This is a genomic window from Pseudomonas sp. RGM 3321, assembly GCF_022836805.1.
Lineage (GTDB): Bacteria > Pseudomonadota > Gammaproteobacteria > Pseudomonadales > Pseudomonadaceae > Aquipseudomonas.
In genome coordinates this window covers 101044-116388 of record NZ_JALHBH010000119.1, presented here as the reverse complement: position 1 = coordinate 116388, position 15345 = coordinate 101044, and the positions used below count along the sequence as shown (strand labels likewise).

9 protein-coding genes are annotated in these 15345 nt (G+C 58.0%); 5 read left to right on the top strand and 4 right to left on the bottom strand.

All coding sequences use genetic code 11. The annotated features are described in order from the left end of the window. Window positions 1-164: 164 nt before the first annotated feature. Both RGM3321_RS23250 and RGM3321_RS23245 read left to right on the top strand, forming a co-directional pair. Window positions 165-623 carry a GNAT family N-acetyltransferase gene (locus tag RGM3321_RS23250; protein ID WP_244395002.1) on the top strand — a complete coding sequence of 153 codons (459 nt, stop codon included), beginning with the start codon at window positions 165-167 and terminating at the stop codon, window positions 621-623. Between the two features lie 61 nt (window positions 624-684). Next, entirely contained in the window at window positions 685-981 is a 297-nt protein-coding gene (locus tag RGM3321_RS23245; RefSeq protein WP_244395001.1) for a winged helix-turn-helix domain-containing protein, read from the top strand. Here the strand turns inward: RGM3321_RS23245 and RGM3321_RS23240 are convergent. Together RGM3321_RS23240 and RGM3321_RS23235 are read right to left on the bottom strand one after the other, a co-directional pair. Further along, a complete protein-coding gene (locus tag RGM3321_RS23240) occupies window positions 956-1516 on the bottom strand; it encodes a M48 family metallopeptidase (RefSeq protein WP_244395000.1) in 561 nt (186 codons plus the stop codon). The two genes, RGM3321_RS23245 and RGM3321_RS23240, sit on opposite strands and share 26 nt — an antisense overlap. Window positions 1517-1549: 33 nt before the next feature. Beyond that, window positions 1550-3688 carry an EAL domain-containing protein gene (locus tag RGM3321_RS23235; protein ID WP_244394999.1) on the bottom strand — a complete coding sequence of 713 codons (2139 nt, stop codon included), beginning with the start codon at window positions 3686-3688 and terminating at the stop codon, window positions 1550-1552. Between the two features lie 314 nt (window positions 3689-4002). On the opposite strand from RGM3321_RS23235, the gene RGM3321_RS23230 reads away from it, so the two are divergent. Continuing rightward, window positions 4003-4674 carry a polysaccharide lyase family 7 protein gene (locus RGM3321_RS23230; RefSeq protein ID WP_244394998.1) on the top strand — a complete coding sequence of 224 codons (672 nt, stop codon included), beginning with the start codon at window positions 4003-4005 and terminating at the stop codon, window positions 4672-4674. Window positions 4675-4770: 96 nt separating this feature from the next. On the opposite strand, the gene putP is transcribed toward RGM3321_RS23230, so the two are convergent. Further along, window positions 4771-6258 carry a sodium/proline symporter PutP gene (gene putP / locus RGM3321_RS23225; protein ID WP_244394997.1) on the bottom strand — a complete coding sequence of 496 codons (1488 nt, stop codon included), beginning with the start codon at window positions 6256-6258 and terminating at the stop codon, window positions 4771-4773. Window positions 6259-6706: 448 nt separating this feature from the next. Here putP and putA point away from each other — a divergent pair, with 448 nt between their 5' ends. Together putA and RGM3321_RS23215 are read left to right on the top strand one after the other, a co-directional pair. Then, on the top strand, window positions 6707-10660 hold the full coding sequence (gene putA / locus RGM3321_RS23220; RefSeq protein WP_244394996.1) for a trifunctional transcriptional regulator/proline dehydrogenase/L-glutamate gamma-semialdehyde dehydrogenase: 3954 nt from the start codon (window positions 6707-6709) through the stop codon (window positions 10658-10660). A gap of 227 nt (window positions 10661-10887) precedes the next feature. Next, window positions 10888-12690: an acyl-CoA dehydrogenase gene (locus tag RGM3321_RS23215; protein WP_244394995.1), complete on the top strand. Its 1803-nt coding sequence runs from the start codon at window positions 10888-10890 to the stop codon at window positions 12688-12690. 21 nt (window positions 12691-12711) lie between these two features. On the opposite strand, the gene RGM3321_RS23210 is transcribed toward RGM3321_RS23215, so the two are convergent. Beyond that, on the bottom strand, window positions 12712-15333 hold the full coding sequence (locus RGM3321_RS23210; RefSeq protein ID WP_244394994.1) for a DUF6543 domain-containing protein: 2622 nt from the start codon (window positions 15331-15333) through the stop codon (window positions 12712-12714). Between the last annotated feature and the right edge of the window lie 12 nt (window positions 15334-15345).

The following is a 15345-nucleotide window of genomic DNA, read 5'->3' as shown; positions in this document are numbered from 1 at the left end:
ATGAGAGTGCCTGCAGCTTTTAATTGAAGACCTGAAGCAGTCAGTAGACAAGCCGGGAGGGGAACATGCTCAGTAAGGCTGCACGCACATCGTTGACAGCGTTTATTGGGAATGTCGGCGGATACGTTTAGACTTCGCTTCTGGTTTCCCTGCGAGTCTGCGACATGTCTATCAAATGGATCTGCAAACATCACACCGAGCTGAGCATCCAGCAGCTGTATGCCGTGCTGCAACTGCGCGCCGAGGTGTTTGTGGTCGAGCAGCAATGTGTGTATCTGGACGTGGACGGGCAGGACCTGACGGGCGATACCTGCCACCTGATGGCCTGGCAGGAAGACAAGCTGGTCGCCTATCTGCGCTTGCTGGACCCTATCCAGCAGGGCGGCGACGTCACTATCGGGCGAGTCGTGACAGCCCCTTCGATTCGCAGCCGGGGCATTGGCCATGAACTGATGGAGCAGGCCCTGGAAAATGCCGAACGCACATGGCCTGACCAGCCCATCTATCTATCTGCACAGGCCCACCTGCAAGGCTATTACAGCCGCTACGGCTTCAACCCGGTGGGCGAGGTCTATCTGGAAGACGACATCCCCCACATCGGCATGCGCCGCGATCTGGACTAAGAGCAGTTGCACGCCTTGAGCTGCAAGCTGCACGTTGAAAGCATTGAAAAGGGATTCGTCGATGGAGGTCAGCAAGACCAAAAGCAGTTTCTATCGCCGCCTGTACGTGGCGTACCTGATTGATTCGAAACTCGCCAGCAGCGTACCCGAACTGACAGCCGTGACCGGCATGCCACGCCGCACCGCTCAGGACACCATCAGCGCGCTCTCCGATCTGGACATCGTGTGTGAGTTCGAACAGCAGGAAGGTGCCCGCAATCATGCAGGCAATTACCGTATTCGCAATTGGGGTGCCATCGACAAAACATGGATCGCCCGCAACGTGAACGGCATCAAGGCCGTGCTCGGGTATCCCTAGGAAGGTCAGCTGCGAGCTTTAAGCTCAAAGCTTGCAGCTCGTTATAGGTCAGGTAGACGCGCAGATCGAATTCCAGCTGGTGATACCCGGGCAGCATGTGCTCGCATAACTGGTAGAACGCCTTGTTATGGTCTGATTCGCGAAAATGTGCGAGCTCATGAACCACGATCATTTTCAGGAATTGTGCAGGGGCTTCCTTGAACAAGGCAGCCACGCGAATCTCATTGCTTGCCTTGAGCTTGCCGCCCTGCACTCTGGATATTTTGCTGTGCAACCCGAGCGCGCGATGGGTCAGGTCCAGGCGATTATCGAACAGCACCTTCCTGATAGCCGGCGCGTTGCGCAGGTGATCCTGCTTGAGCGCCAGCGCGTAGGCGTAAAGAGCCTTGTCGCTTTGTATCTGATGACGTTCGGGGTAGCGCTGCTCCAGATAGTCCGCCAGACGGTTCTGGGCAATCAGCTGACGCACTTGATCCTGCAGGGTCTGCGGATAGGCCTGCAGGTATTTGAGTGGAGCATGGCTGGCGGCAGTCATGGGGCCTTTTGCATGATGACGAAAGACGCCATTCTACAGCAATCCACCCGACCTCAACCCCGCCACCTCAAAGTGCCCTGGAAAGCGCAGCGCGTCTTCGGACACCATCGGATGCGCGATCAGAAAGCCCTGCATGACCTGACAGCCATTGTCCGCCAGCCACTGGTATTGCTCGCAGGTCTCGACCCCTTCGGCAATGACCAGCATATCGAGGTTGCGACTCAGGTCGATGATGCTGCTGGCCATCGCCGCCTCGCGCCTGGACTCGACGATATTGGCGACAAAACGCCTGTCCAGCTTCAAGGTGTCGAGCTGAAGATTGCGCAAGTGCGACAGAGAGCATTCGCCGGTGCCGAAGTCGTCCAGCGCAATACGCACGCCGACGTCATGCAGCGACTTCAGCTGTTTATGGCTATGCGTAAGGTTATGCACCAGAGCGCTTTCAGTGATTTCCACCTCGATCTGTCCTGGCTTGAGCTCGAAGCGATCCATGGCACGCTTAAGCTCCGAAGCCAGGTTGGGCATGCAGAATTGTGTGGGGCTGACACAGACACTCAGCACCACATCGGCAGCAAATACCCGGCTCCACGCCTGACGCTGTTCGGCACCCTGATCGAAAATCCAGCTGCCGAGCCGGTTGATCAGCCTGGTCTCTTCAAGCAAGGGAATGAACAGCGCAGGAGGCACCTCGCCGACCGCCGGATGCTGCCAGCGCAGCAACGCTTCGAAGCCACGCAGGCGACCATCCGCCACATGGATCTGGGGCTGGTACACCACCGAGAAATCCTTGCCGTCGATGGCCGTGCGCACGCTTTCCTCAAGCATCAGCCGTGAGCGAGCGCGTCCGTTCATGTTCTGGTCGTAGAACCGGTATTGCTGACGCCCTGCACGCTTGGCCTCATACATGGCGATATCTGCCGCACGCAACAAACCGTCCAGATTCGAGCCGCAGTCCGGAAAGGTCGCGATACCAACACTGGCGCCCAGGGTGATATCGACACCGTCGACCTGGCGTCTTCCCGACACCCGTTCAATGAGTTTCTCAGCGATTTTGGCCGCCTGTTCGGGGTAATCAAGCCCGTCGATCACGACCGTGAATTCGTCGCCGCCAATGCGTGCCAGAACATCATAGGGACGCATGCTGTCCTTGAACTGCTCGGCGACCCAGAGCAATACCTGATCACCGGCGTCATGACCCAGCGCATCATTGATCTGCTTGAAGCCGTCCAGGTCCATGAACAGCACAACCAGGTATTTGTCTGTCTGCTCCTTGCGCAGGAGCATGCCTTCAACGGCCTGATAAAGCCCGCGGCGATTGAGCAGGCCTGTCAACGCGTCGGTAACAGCCTGTTTTTCAAGTTGCTGATAGAGGTCACGGACCACCGACATATCCAGAACCGTCAGCACCATCGCCTTCTGCTCCGCAGGCAGCGCCGCGCAAGACAAGGCGACCGGCAACTGCGTGCCTTGTGCGGTACGCAGAATGGCATCGTGCACCCGGTAGGTGTCGGCCTTGCGATAGTGTTTGTAGAAGCCTGACTCCAGCCAGTCGCCCACTTGCGGTTCGATGATGTAATCCAGCACTTGCGTACCGCGCAGTTGATCGACCGAAGCGTTCAACAACTGGCAAATGGCGGGATTGGCAAAACTGATGGTGCCCGCCTCATCAACGACCAGAATGCCTTCAGCGACGTTGGCCAGCACTGAAGCGTTGAACGCACGAGCCGACTCAAGCTCCAGCGAAAGCTGTTGCAGCGCACGACGATTGCGCTGCTGCTCAAGCAGGGTCTGCACCTTGGGCTTGAGAACGTTCGGGTCGAAGGGTTTGAACAGGTAATCCGTCGCGCCGTTCGCATACCCTTTCTGCACGGCATCCTGAGTCTGCTCATTGGCCGTGAGAAAGATAATGGGCGTCAGGCGGGTGCGCTGACTGCCTCGCATCAACCGGGCAACTTCGAAGCCGTCCATGCCCGGCATCTGCACATCCAGCAGAACCAGGTCGACTTCCTGTTCAAGAAGCACCGTCAATGCTTCGATTCCTGAACTCGCAGTCACGATATGCCAGTCCGTTCTTTGCAGAACAGCGCACATAGTCACCAGATTTTCCGGGTAATCGTCTACAACCAGTAAAACCGAAGAGCCATCATGTGGCTGTGTTGGCACGCGTTCCATGCTGCTTCTCTGTGTGGGCATGACGCCTGGGTTTCAGGACGACCGTCATACTTTGGAATCACTCTAGCCCCGTCTCGCAAAAAGCAGAAGCAAGGCACCCCTTCCCTACCATCAAAGTTCGATCTACCCGACTAACGGTCATTCTCTACACGCGTTGCAGGCTCTGCCCTGCAGGAAAAGTGACAGCACTTTGACGTCATTGGTTCGACAATTTTTCATTAACAAATCGCCCTACAATCCGTATAAAACGCGATCAAACCCTCTTGCTAGAGGTGCCCCCTTGGTAGCAAAAGACATGCGCGGAAGGATTAAAAATGATCGATCTTGGATCGTACCAACTCAGCATTCCAGTGGACTCACCTCCCAGGACCATTACGACCGCTCAGCTTGTGAAAGGTTATGACGGCAAATACTTCAAGTCGAAATCGGACTCCATTGTGTTCTGGTCTCCGGTAACCGGGACCAAAACCGAAAACGCCAAATATTCACGCAGCGAGTTACGGGAAACATGGTCAGATGGATCACTGCACAATTGGGTATATCCCGATGCGGACAACTATCTGAACGCTAAACTGGAAGTCGATCAGGTGCCTTCTTCCGGCAAGATCGTGATCGGCCAGATACATGCCTATGAAAGCACCGAGCCTCTTCTGAAAGTCGAGTATCAATACAAGGAAGACACCAAGACTGGAGAAATCGTTGCGAAAGTTCGCAATCGTTTCGATGACGACGAAAGCAAGGTCTATAAGATAGTCGAAGGTGTGAAGCTCAATCAGACATTCAATTACGTCATTCACCTGAGCAAGGGCGGGAAATTGACTGTCAGTGTCAATGACACCGACTGGAGCAAGCGCATCAGCAAGACCTGGCGCGACAAGCCTTTGTATTTCAAGGCCGGTGTTTATACCCAGGACAATACCGGGTATACCTCGGAAGGTGGCAGGGCCACTTTTTATAATCTCGATATTGATCACAACAAGAGCTGAGCCGTGCGCAGGCCTTGAATCAAGCGCTAAAAAAACGGCCCGCACTTGCAGAAAGTGCGGGCCGCTTTTATTTCATCAGGTCATTAAGCAGCGTTATCAGCGGTTGGCTTTGAACTCCTGCTCAGCCGCCAGGAAACGTGCCTGCATGGACGCCGACGCAGGCTTGCCGATCAGGCTGAATACCACGATGGCGATGCTGGCAAGGATGAAACCCGGGATGATTTCATACAGGCCAAGGCTACTGAACTGCTTCCAGAGTACGACAGTCGCAGCACCGACTATTACCCCGGCCAGCGCACCATTGCGTGTCATGCCTTTCCACAGCACAGATATCAGCACCACAGGGCCGAATGCTGCGCCGAACCCTGCCCAGGCATAACTTACCAGCCCCAGCACGCGGTTCTCGGGATTGGCGGCCAGCAGAATGGCAATGATCGCGATCAGCAACACCATCGCACGCCCGACCCATACCAACTCAAGCTGCGAAGCGCCCTTGCGCAGGTAAGCCTTGTAGAAGTCTTCGGTCAGCGCGCTGGAGCACACCAGTAACTGGCAGCTCAGCGTGCTCATCACCGCAGCCAGAATGGCCGACAGCAGCACACCGGCAACCCATGGATTGAACAGCAGCTTGGCCAGCTCGATAAACACCCGCTCCGGGTTCTCGGTCACCGGCCCGGCCACATCCGGGTGCGCGGAGAAGTAAGCGATACCGAAGAAGCCTACCGCCACAGTACCGCCCAGACACAGGATCATCCAGGCCATGGAGATACGTCGGGCGCTGGCAATCGACTTGACCGAATCAGCCGCCATGAAGCGCGCCAGAATATGCGGTTGGCCGAAATAACCCAGACCCCAGCCAAGCAGGGAAATGATGCCGATGAAAGTCGTGTTCTTGAACATGTCGAAGCTGGTCGGATCTTTCGCTTCAATGGCCAGGAAGGTGGTATCGACCCCGCCTGTTGCCAGCAGGACGATGATCGGCGTCAGGATAAGAGCGAAGATCATCAGCGTGGCTTGTACGGTGTCGGTCCAGCTCACGGCCAGAAAACCACCGACGAAGGTATAGGCAATGGTCGCCGCAGCGCCAGCCCACAGGGCGGTTTCGTAGGACATGCCGAAGGTGCTTTCAAACAGACGCGCACCCGCAACGATGCCCGAGGCGCAATAGATGGTGAAGAACACCAGAATCACGATGGCCGAGATGATGCGCAGCAGGCCGCTGTTGTCTTCGAAGCGGCTGCTGAAGTAATCCGGCAGGGTCAGGGCGTCACCGTTGTGCTCGGTCTGCACGCGCAGACGACCGGCCACGAACAGCCAGTTCAGGTAGGCGCCGATGATCAGGCCAATGGCGATCCAGCTTTCCGACAGGCCGGACATATAGATAGCCCCCGGCAAACCCATCAACAGCCAGCCGCTCATGTCCGAGGCTCCTGCTGAAAGCGCTGTTACAACGCTGCCCAGGCTGCGACCGCCGAGGATGTAATCCGAAAGGTTGTTGGTAGAGCGATAGGCCATCAGGCCGATCAAGACCATTGCCGCTATATAGATCACAAACGTGATCAAGGTAGGGTTGCTGACACTCATGAGTTCTGCCTTGGCATTGTTTTTATGTTGGCACCCGGTGCCAAAGGGAATAGCGACCGATATTCGGCGCATCCGTGCTTTTGCACCCGACACCGCGTTGACTGATCGCTCCGCAAGGATCGGCAATCAATTGCTGGCGGCTGCACCGCGGGAATGAATCCTATTAAACAAACCAAACAAGGTGCAACCCATTTCATCGCGCAAGTTGCACCTGTTACAAAAAAACGGCTACAGGTGCTTTTCTGCTCCATTTTAGGGCGTTTTCGACCCTTTCTACAAACAATCGCGCACCAGCTCTGGGCAAAGCAATGCTATTGCGGGCCGCTTGCCGGGAATGTCACAAAATATTGTCGAAATAGGGTTGCACTCGGTTGCACCTCACCCCGTCACGGCGCTAATCTTCGCCAAAGCCGATGCCACCGCCGCGTGGCTATAATGAGGACAACACATGGCCACCACTACTCTGGGCGTCAAACTTGACGACCCGACCCGCGAGCGATTGAAAGCCGCCGCCCAATCGATCGACCGCACACCGCACTGGTTGATCAAGCAGGCGATTTTCAATTACCTGGAAAAGCTGGAGAGTGGTGCAACCTTGCTGGAGCTCAATGGCACGTCCGGCAAAGACAACGAAGACCGAGGCGAAGTGGCGGAAGACACAGGCCTGCAATGCTTCCTGGATTTTGCCGAGAGCATTCAGCCGCAGTCGGTATTGCGTGCGGCCATTACCTCCGCCTACCGCCGCCCCGAGCAGGAAGTGGTGCCGATGCTGCTGGAGCAGGCGCGCCTGACTGCACCTGTTGCCGAAGCCACCAACAAGATGGCCGCGTCGATTGCCGAAAAGCTGCGTAACCAGAAAAGCGCTGGCGGCCGCGCTGGTATTGTTCAAGGCCTGTTGCAGGAATTTTCGCTGTCCTCGCAGGAAGGCGTTGCACTCATGTGCCTGGCCGAGGCGTTGCTGCGCATTCCGGACAAGGGCACGCGCGATGCCTTGATTCGCGACAAGATCAGCAACGGCAACTGGCAGCCGCACCTGGGCAACAGCCCCTCGCTGTTCGTCAACGCTGCCACTTGGGGCCTGCTGCTGACTGGCAAGCTGGTCGCCACTCACAACGAGGCAGGTCTCACATCTTCGCTGAGCCGCATCATCGGCAAGAGCGGCGAACCGATGATCCGCAAGGGCGTCGACATGGCCATGCGCCTGATGGGCGAGCAGTTCGTCACCGGCGAAACCATCGGCGAAGCCCTTGCCAATGCCAGTCGTTTTGAAGCCAAGGGCTTCCGCTACTCCTACGACATGCTGGGTGAAGCGGCACTTACCGAGCATGATGCACAGAAGTATCTGGCGTCCTACGAGCAGGCCATACACTCCATCGGCAAGGCCTCCCACGGCCGCGGCATCTACGAAGGCCCGGGCATCTCCATCAAGCTGTCGGCGCTGCACCCGCGCTACAGCCGCGCCCAGTACGAGCGCGTGATGGAAGAACTGTACCCGCGCCTGCTGTCGCTGACCCTGCTGGCCAAGCAGTACGACATCGGCCTGAACATCGACGCCGAAGAGGCTGATCGTCTGGAGCTGTCGCTGGATCTGCTCGAACGCTTGTGCTTCGAACCGCAGCTGACTGGCTGGAACGGCATTGGCTTCGTGATTCAGGCTTACCAGAAGCGCTGCCCTTATGTGATCGATTACGTGATCGATCTGGCTCGGCGCAGTCGCCACCGCCTGATGATCCGTCTGGTCAAGGGCGCTTATTGGGACAGCGAAATCAAGCGCGCCCAGGTCGAAGGTCTGGAAGGCTATCCGGTGTACACGCGCAAGGTGTACACCGACGTCTCGTACATCGCCTGTGCCCGCAAACTGCTGGCGGCACCGGAAGTCATTTATCCACAATTCGCCACACACAACGCGCACACCCTGGCGGCTATTTATCAGATCGCCGGGCAGAATTATTACCCCGGCCAGTATGAATTCCAGTGCCTGCATGGCATGGGTGAGCCGCTGTACGAGCAGGTTGTAGGCAAGGTCGCCGACGGCAAGCTGAATCGTCCATGCCGCGTGTACGCTCCGGTCGGTACGCATGAAACGCTGTTGGCCTATCTGGTCCGTCGTCTGCTGGAAAACGGCGCCAACACGTCGTTCGTCAACCGAATTGCCGACCATTCGATCTCCATTCAGGAACTGGTGGCCGACCCGGTCAGCCAGATCGAACGCATGGCAACACAGGAAGGCGGTTTCGGCCTGCCGCATCCGCGTATTCCGCTGCCGCGCGACCTGTATGGCACCGAGCGCGCCAACTCCAGCGGCATCGACATGGCCAACGAGCATCGCCTCGCTTCGCTGTCCTCGGCCCTGCTCGCCACGGCGCACAATGACTGGAAAGCCGCCCCCATGCTCGGCTGCCCGGCCAGCGCAGGCACACTGACTGCCGCGTTGAACCCATCGGACCTGCGTGATGTGGTCGGTCATGTTCAGGAAGCCTCGCTGCAGGATGTCGATAACGCTATCCAGTGCGCCTTGAGCGCTGGTCCGATCTGGCAGGCAACACCACCTGCCGAACGCGCCGCAATTCTGGAACGTGCTGCCGATTTGATGGAAAGCGACATCCAGCCCTTGATGGGTCTGCTGGTCCGTGAGGCGGGCAAGACCTTCGCCAACGCCATCGCCGAAGTGCGCGAAGCCGTCGATTTCCTGCGTTACTACGCCGTACAGGCGCGCAATGATTTCACCAACGACGCCCATCGTCCGTTGGGGCCGGTGGTCTGCATCAGCCCGTGGAACTTCCCGCTGGCAATTTTCAGCGGTCAGGTCGCTGCTGCACTGGCTGCGGGCAACCCGGTGCTGGCCAAACCGGCCGAGCAAACACCGCTGATCGCCGCTCAGGCCGTACGCCTGCTGCTTGAAGCCGGTATCCCGGAAGGCGTGGTGCAATTGTTGCCCGGTCGTGGCGAAACCGTAGGTGCCGGGCTGGTCGGCGACGAACGCGTCAAAGGCGTGATGTTCACCGGCTCCACTGAAGTTGCCCGCCTGCTGCAACGCAATGTGGCGGGTCGCCTGGACTCGCAGGGCCGCCCTATACCGCTGATAGCCGAAACCGGCGGTCAGAACGCGATGATCGTCGACTCTTCGGCGTTGACCGAACAGGTTGTCATTGATGTGGTTTCTTCGGCCTTCGACAGCGCCGGGCAACGCTGCTCGGCACTGCGCGTGCTGTGCCTGCAGGAAGACTCTGCCGACCGCGTCATCGAAATGCTCAAGGGGGCGATGGCCGAGAGCCGTCTCGGCAACCCGGAGCGTCTGTCCGTGGACATCGGCCCGGTGATCGATGCCGAGGCCAAAGCGGGTATCGAAAAACACATCCAGGCCATGCGCGACAAAGGCCGTACGGTTTATCAGGTGGCCATTGCCGACAGCACGCAGCTCAAGCGCGGCACCTACGTGATGCCGACCCTGATCGAGCTGGAAAGCTTCGATGAGCTGCAACGCGAAATCTTCGGCCCGGTGCTGCACGTGGTGCGCTATAAGCGCAAGGAGCTCGGCCTGCTGATCGACCAGATCAATGCATCCGGCTACGGCCTGACCCTTGGTGTTCATACCCGCATCGACGAGACCATCGCCAAGGTCATCGACAACGTCAACGCAGGCAACGTCTATGTAAACCGTAACATCGTCGGTGCGGTGGTCGGGGTTCAGCCGTTTGGCGGCGAAGGCCTGTCCGGTACCGGCCCTAAAGCCGGTGGCCCGCTTTACCTGTATCGCCTGCTGTCGACGCGTCCGCAGGATGCTATCGAGAAATCGTTCGTGCGCAGTGATGCACTGTCTGCTCCGGACACCCGCCTGCGTGACATCCTGAGCAAACCGTTGCAAGCCTTGAAGATCTGGGCAGTCGGTAACCAGCAAGCAGAACTGGATGCCCTGTGCAGCCAATACGCCGAGCAATCGCAAAGCGGCATCACCCGCCAACTGGCCGGCCCGACCGGCGAGCGCAACAGCTATGCGATTCTGCCGCGTGAACACGTGCTTTGCCTGGCGGATGACGAGAACGACCTGCTGATTCAACTGGCGGCCGTGCTGGCTGTCGGCAGTTCTGCTGTGTGGCCGGAAACAGACATCAGCAAGCCGTTGCGCGCTCGTCTGCCAAAGGACGTGCAGGCACGCATCAAGCTGATCCCTGACTGGACCAAGGACGAAGTCGCCATCGACGCAGTCCTGCACCACGGCGATTCCGATCAGCTACGCGCCATCTGCCAGCAGATCGCCCAGCGCAGCGGTACCATCGTCGGCGTCAACGGCCTGTCCCACGGTGAAACCAACGTGCCGCTGGAACGTCTGGTGATAGAGCGGGCATTGAGCGTCAACACTGCTGCGGCGGGTGGCAATGCGAGCCTGATGACGATCGGCTGATGCCGCTCGGTAACAGATGACGCAGAGCGTCAAGAAAGGCATTCCCACGCTGGAGCGTGCGGAACGAGAGGTGTCCGAAAGACACCGACCGTTCCCATGCTCTGGACGCTCCGCGTCTGCTCTCGATACCCCCCGCACACGCTCGACCATCACCCGAATCAATCTTGCTACCCTCCCCCCTCAACCCGACCTAGACTTGAGCCTATTCCAAGAATAGGTACGCCATCATGTCCGAGTCGCTGCTCAGTTCCCGAAACCTGGCTTTCGAGCTGTATGAAGTGCTGGACGCCGAAGGACTGACGCGGCGTGAGCGGTTTGCCGAGCATTCGCGGGAAACCTTTGATGCAGCGCTGGGGACGGCGCGTACCATCGCGGAAAAGTATTTTGCGCCGCACAACCGCAAGGCCGATGAAAACGAGCCGCGCTATGAAAATGGCGAAGCGAATCTGATCCCCGAGGTCAAGCCTGCGGTTGATGCATTTCTCGCCGCCGGTTTTCTCAACGCATCGCGTGATTTTGAAGCAGGTGGAATGCAGCTGCCGACCTTGCTATCACAGGCCTGCTTTGCCCACTTTCAGGCAGCCAATGTGGGAACCACGGCCTACCCTTTCCTGACCATGGGCGCGGCGAACCTGATTGAGAGTTTCGGCAACGACGAACAAAAACAGCGCTTTCTGCAACCGATGATCGAGGGGCGCTTCTTTGGCACCATGGCGCTGACCGAGCCACACGCAGGCTCGTCGCTGTCAGACATTCGCACCCGCGCCGAACCGGCAGACGACGGCACTTATCGACTGCGTGGCAACAAGATTTTCATTTCGGGTGGCGATCACGCGCTTTCGGAAAATATCGTGCACATGGTATTGGCAAAGCTGCCGGACGCGCCGGGCGGGGTCAAAGGTATCTCGCTGTTCATCGTGCCCAAGTTTCTGGTCAGCGACGACGGCAGCCTCGGCAAGCGCAACGATGTGCTACTGGCTGGACTGTTTCACAAGATGGGCTGGAAAGGCACGACCTCCACCGCGCTGAATTTCGGCGATAACGGTGAGTGTGTCGGCTATCTGGTCGGCAAGCCTCACCACGGGCTAAGTTACATGTTCCAGATGATGAACGAAGCACGCATCGGCGTCGGCCTGGGCGCGGTCATGCTCGGCTACTCGGGGTATCTGTATTCTCTGGATTATGCCCGCGACCGACCTCAAGGTCGGCTGCCTGACAGCAAGAGCCCCGAGAGCACGCCTGTTCCGATCATTCAGCACGCCGACGTGCGGCGCATGCTGCTGACCCAGAAAGCCTACGTGGAAGGCGCGTTCGACCTGTGCCTGTATGCCTCGCGACTGTTCGACGACACACAGACCGGCGAAACCGAAGACGCCCGCAAGCATGCCCATGAACTGTTGGACCTGCTGACTCCGGTGGTCAAGTCATGGCCCTCGGAGTTCTGTCTGAAGGCTAACGAGCTGGCGATTCAGGTTCTAGGCGGTCATGGCTATACCCGCGAATACCCTGTTGAGCAGTACTACCGCGACAACCGGCTTAATCCGATTCATGAAGGCACTCACGGCATTCAGTCGCTGGACCTGCTTGGCCGCAAGCTGGCGCAGAACGGTGGCACCGGCCTCAAGCAACTGCTGCGCCTGATATCCGATACATGCGAGCGGGCGCAGGCTTACGATTCACTTCATGAGCTGCGCCAACCTCTGGAGCAATTGGTCACTCATGTGCAGGCTGTCACCCTCGGCCTGCTGACCGATCTGGCGCAAGGCAGAATCACCAGTACACTGGCCAATTCGGCGCTGTACCTCAAGGTATTCGGCCACACCATTATTGGCTGGCGCTGGCTGGAACAGGCTATTCGCGCCGAGGAAGGTCTGGGCAAAGGTCATTCGGCCGACAACGACTTCTACAAGGGCAAGCTGCAAGCAGCCCGGTACTTCCTGACATGGGAAGTACCGGGCTGCCATCACGAACTGAGCATTCTGGAAAACCGCGATGACACTTGCCTTGCCATGCGCGATGACTGGTTTTAAATAAAACCGGGCGGCACTTGATCAGTGAGGGCTGAACAGGTCAGTCAGTGGATTCAGCGGAAAAAACCGGTCGACCAATGCCTTGGCATCTGCCCCCAACTTGAGCGCGTATTGCTCTCGACTGAAGGGTTCGCCTGTACGCAAATCGTAGAGCACCTGTCCCTGAACCGGGCGATCGACCTCCTGCATCTGGACTTTCATGAGGCGATAAAACTCGCCGACTACCTCTTCAATACTGTCGACCTGAAAATAGCACCCGGGCAGAAAGATCGACTCAGCCTCGTCGGGCGAAGCTGAAAACGGCGCAATCGGGGTGGCCCTCAAATATTGACCCTTGGGCAAAATGAACACCACCGAAGTGTCATCGAACGTTACCGGCCCAGTCACTGCGTTCGTGGGAGCGCCGGCTCGACTGCTGGCGAATGCGCCGACCACATAAGGGTTTTCACTGAACGAAGTGATATCGGTATTGACCAGCACATCGCCGACCTTGATCTGCCCGTTGCGAAACACAACACCCGAGGTACCCCGATCACCGCTGCCACCCCGATACAACTCGACATCATTGTTATATCCCACCACATTAATGTCCTCGACCAGTCGTTCGATGAGTCGCACCTGATTGGCCTTATTGCTTTTGCCCGTACGCAGGAATCGATTGAATTCACAATCCTCCTGGGTATAGAGCATGATATTTCTGCCGTAGTAGTCGTCCTCACCAAGCTTGAAAACCCGATGTTTGCCATGCCAAGGGTCCTTGTACACCTCATCGCCTTCGGGTGAGGAATCCGACATGGCCGTATCTTCAGGGCCTGGCTCCCAAATCGTCATCACGTCTTTCTGCCGAGCCAAGGCCATTTCGGCATAGTGTTGCTCATTGAACAGGTCCGTTTGCAGGTACGTGTCCCAAAACGCCGAGTGCACGGTCACATAAGACTTGCCCGTCGCGGCGGATGTACTGCTTGACGGCACCTGCACATCCATCGGGGCACCGCCCTGCAGACCAGGCGAGTCAAGTAACGTCCACTCTCCGCTGGTACTCAGGCGCACCGGCTTGCTGCCTGCGAACGCAAAAGGATTGTCCGGGTTGACAATAAACCAGCACTGCTGCAACTCGTTGAACATCACGCGATAAGGCAGTTGCGCAAGCTTGATCCAGGTTTCGCCATTGCCCAGCGTGTAGATGCCACGAAACCGGCCCTCTGCGGCTGAAGGCGTAAGGCTGTCGAGCAGCAGGTTACCCTCCATATTGTCCAGCGCATGGGCCGGCGCGCTGCCGCCTTCAATTACTTCGCTGGAGACCGGCAGGCCTTCGGTTGCGGCCACCGGCAAAGGTTGGGGGACGGTACGTATGGACATTAAAAGAGGCAGATTGAACAGCAGATAAATGATGTTGATGATCGCGCCAAGCACGCCAGCCTTGCGCTGCGCTGCGGTTTTGCCATTGAGCGCCTGATCGATATTCAAACCGGTATTGGCGAGGCTTGCGCCAACCAGCGTCAAGGCGATCGGCCAACCCAGCGGCGCGAGCCCGCCAAACGCCTGCATGAACGCCCCCAGGTAGCCGATCCACATCTGCTTGCGCAGATCAGCATTGGAGGTCAGCAGTTCACGCGAATCGGCGGCCATTCCCTGACGGGCAACGTCTCGCAAATACACGAAGGGGTCGCCCGCAATCGGCGCCTGCACAAGATTGACGAGTCGAACGTCGGCACGCCAATCGTGCGCTAGCAACTGGCTCACCGCGCGAAAGAACCGCTCACCGTCTTTTGTCCGCGACGCCTCCCCACGCAGAAACTGGTGGGTTATCGCCTTGTCTGCGTGCTCGCCCATAAACCGGGTCTTGAGCCAGCGGTACACCGCGCGCTCACTATCGAACGCCATGAAAGGCTGCTCGGCATCAGGCCAGTAGATGATCTCTCGGCCAGCGGCGGTGACAATACGCAACATGTCATGGGCCTTGATGCCATCGATATCCAGCGTATGTACCGTGACACCGGGGGTTGAGGGAAGCGGGCTCTGCAACGCCTTAAGCGTAGGGGTCTGCAAAGGGTCAGCGGTGATAACGCACGTAACGTGCTTGAAATCGTCGGCTGAAAGATGGCCCTTGCCCAGACAGTGACTGGCGGCAACCAGATAACGTGCCTTGACCAGGGTGCAAAAGTTCTCGCTGTGCAGGCTCCAGAAACGCTCCATATGGCGGGTGTACTGCGCGCTGAAATCAAGCGTCCACATGTCTTTGAGCACGTCCTGAGGGAGCATGGGCACCTCATTGCGCTCGTCGAAAAACCCGTGATCCGGGCCATCGGTATAGAAACCGCCATACAGGGAAAGCTCGTCGCTGGCTTCCTGATCGTGGGCGCTGAAGTGCCGCATGAGCAGCTCGATCAAGGTCATTGACTGAACGGGCGTTCCGGAATGCTGCCAGCCGGTAAACGTGCGCGGACTGCTGCTGGCACTGCTGAAACGATGCCAATACACCTGCTCCGGGGCGAATACTCGTTGGGTGTGCTGAAGAATGATCCTGCTGGCGGCGGTATGTGCCAGATCGTAAAGATCGGGATAATCGAGAACGAACTGCTGCGCACGTGCACGCAGCAGTTGCTGGTCGGTTTTAGGTATTTCCAGGGGGTAAGGTGTCATGACGCCTTCCTG